A 2,441-nucleotide genomic window follows, 5' to 3' on the forward strand; every position below is an offset into this window, starting at 1 on the left:
GTCGCGGAGGTCGGACGCGGGCGATCTTCGACCGCGACGAACGTGTCGATGACCCCCGAATCGCCCGGGACGGCGGGGTTGTCGGTGCTCGAACCTAGCGTGCGAAACACATCGAGACCCGTTGGGGAATCGACCGATCAGCGCTTCGAGGAGGCGTCATGCTCATCACCTGTGATTCGTGCCCGGCACGAGGTCGTGCGTGCGACACGTGCGTCATGAAGACGTTCCTGGACATGCCCGCCGTCACCAGCGGCCCCGTCTGGGAGGAGGAGGACCACCGTGTTCTCGACATGCTCTGCAGCGCCGGTCTCGTCGGTGATGAGGACGCGGCGTCAGCGCTGCTGGAGAGCGCTCCGTTCGCCGGTCTGCGCGCCGCCGTGTGAGAACCTCCTACGCTTGCGCCATGCTGTCGAGACGCCACTTCGTCCTGGGAGGCGTCAGCGCCCCCGCGGGGGCGATCCTGGGGCTCGCAGGGTGCGAGCGCCGACCCGGGGGCACATCGTCGTCAGCCGAGGCAAGTGGCGGAACCGATGGCGGGGTCTCCAGCCTCACGATCGACACCGTCCTCGGGCGCGTGGTGCTGCGGTTGCCGAACGCGCTCGACGAAGGCGCGTCCTCGCCATCAGGGGCCGGGGACGATGCCTCGGCGCAGTGGCGCGCGCGCGTCGAGGCGGCCGCGCACCGGATCGCTGAGGTGTGGGGCACCACGCGGCCGGCGGGTCTCGAAGGTGATCTGCGGGTGACGCTCTGCCGGGACGACGCGGAGTTCGCGGCGAGTGCCGACGGGTTGGACGCCGGCACCGCGGGCGTCACCACGAGGCAGGGTGTGTTCCTCGCGCCCTCTGTCGCCTCGTCGCTGACGGAGGGCGGCCGCCGGGTCGTTCTCGCGCACGAGCTGACGCATCTGTCGCTCGGGCAGTTCGGCGCGGACGCGACGCAGTGGTGGCTGAAGGAGGGAGCCGCCGAGTGGACGGCCGCACCTCTCGTGTCGGTGCCTGAACGCAGCCGCTGGCCGACGCTCGCCCAAGCGGCGCCGCAGAAGAAGATCGGGGATTCACCGCCCCCGCAGGAGCAGGTGGGCACCGAGCTCGGATACGAATGGGCGCACGCCTACGTCACGTATCTCGCCGATGGTGCAGGCACCGCACGGGTCGTCGCCCTAGTGCGCGCCCGACCGCGTGACGCGACCGCAGTCGCGGCGCCACTCGTCGCGGGTCGAGAGAGCTTCACCACCTGGCTGTCAGGTCGGCTCCGGTGAGGGGTGACGACGGCGACGAGGCGGCGTGAGCTGTCTCAGGTGCGGGGAGAGGAGTAGATCGAGTCGATGACGTCGGCGTAGTCGTCGAGCACGACGTTGCGCTTGACCTTGAGCGACGGCGTCAGGTGCCCGGATTCCTGAGTCAGAGGCGTGGTCAGCACCCGGAAGGCGCGGATCGACTCGGCGCGGGAGACGAGGGTGTTGGCCTGGTCGACGGCCTTCTGCAGTTCGTCGAGTACCCGCTGATCCTGTGCTGCGTCTGCGGGGTCCAGGTCGGTGATGCCGTGCGCGCTCGCCCAGCCGGGCAGCATCTCCTCGTCGAGGCACAGCAGCGCCGCGATGAACGGTTTGGCGTCGCCCACGACGACGGCTTCTGCGATGAGGGGGTGCGAGCGCAGGGAATCCTCCAGCTTGGCGGGGCTGACGTTCTTGCCGCCCGCCGTCACGAGGATGTCCTTCTTGCGCCCCGTGATCGACAGGTAGCCGTCGGCGTCCAGTTCACCGAGGTCGCCGGTGCGGAACCAGCCGTCGATCTTCGCCTCGTCGGTGGCCTCGGGGTTGTGCAAGTACTCGCGGAAGACGTTGATGCCCTTGACGAGGATCTCGCCGTCGTCGTCGATCCGCAGGCCGACGCCGGGGCAGGCGGGGCCGACGGTGCCGATGCGCAGCGCCTTCGGCGGGTTGACGCAGGCGGGAGCCGTCGTCTCGGTGAGTCCGTATCCCTCGAGAACGGGCAGGCCGATGCCGTTGTAGAAGTGCGCCAACCGGGCCGACAGGGGAGCGCCCCCGGAGATGGAGTAGCGCAGATGACCGCCGAACGCCGAGCGCAGCTTCGCGTAGACCAGTCGATCGAACACGGTGTGCTTGACGCGCAGGGTGAGCGGCGCGCGGCGTCCGGCGTTCGTCGCCTCGCTGTAGGCGATCGCGGTGTCGGCGGCGGCGGCGAAGATCTTGCCGCGGCCGTCGCCCTGCGCGCGCTGCTCGGCGGAGTTGTAGACCTTCTCGAACACGCGCGGCACGCCGAGCAGGTACGACGGCGCGTACGTGCCGAGGTCGTCGACGAGCGTCCCGATCGTCGTGTGGGCGAGGCGTGTGCGTGAGGCGATCGCGACGAACTGGATGAGGCGGGCGAAGACGTGGGCGAGCGGCAGGAACAGCAGGGTGCCGTTGTTCTCCTCACCGC

The 2,441-nt window shown here is 69.8% G+C and carries 3 protein-coding genes; 2 read left to right on the forward strand and 1 reads right to left on the reverse strand.

The window, feature by feature from the left end; all coding sequences use genetic code 11:
- Positions 1-215: 215 nt before the first annotated feature.
- Positions 216-383 carry a hypothetical protein gene (locus tag AX669_RS05245; RefSeq protein ID WP_006946593.1) on the forward strand — a complete coding sequence of 56 codons (168 nt, stop codon included), beginning with the start codon at positions 216-218 and terminating at the stop codon, positions 381-383.
- 20 nt (positions 384-403) lie between these two features.
- On the forward strand, positions 404-1,258 hold the full coding sequence (locus tag AX669_RS05250) for a hypothetical protein (protein ID WP_156444932.1): 855 nt from the start codon (positions 404-406) through the stop codon (positions 1,256-1,258).
- Between the two features lie 35 nt (positions 1,259-1,293).
- On the opposite strand, the gene AX669_RS05255 is transcribed toward AX669_RS05250, so the two are convergent.
- Positions 1,294-2,441, reverse strand: a 1,148-nt coding sequence (locus AX669_RS05255; RefSeq protein WP_156444933.1) for a long-chain fatty acid--CoA ligase, incomplete at its 5' end; no start/stop codon positions are given.

It is taken from the genome of Dermacoccus sp. CCH2-D9, assembly GCF_001556795.1.
GTDB lineage: Bacteria > Actinomycetota > Actinomycetes > Actinomycetales > Dermatophilaceae > Dermacoccus > Dermacoccus nishinomiyaensis.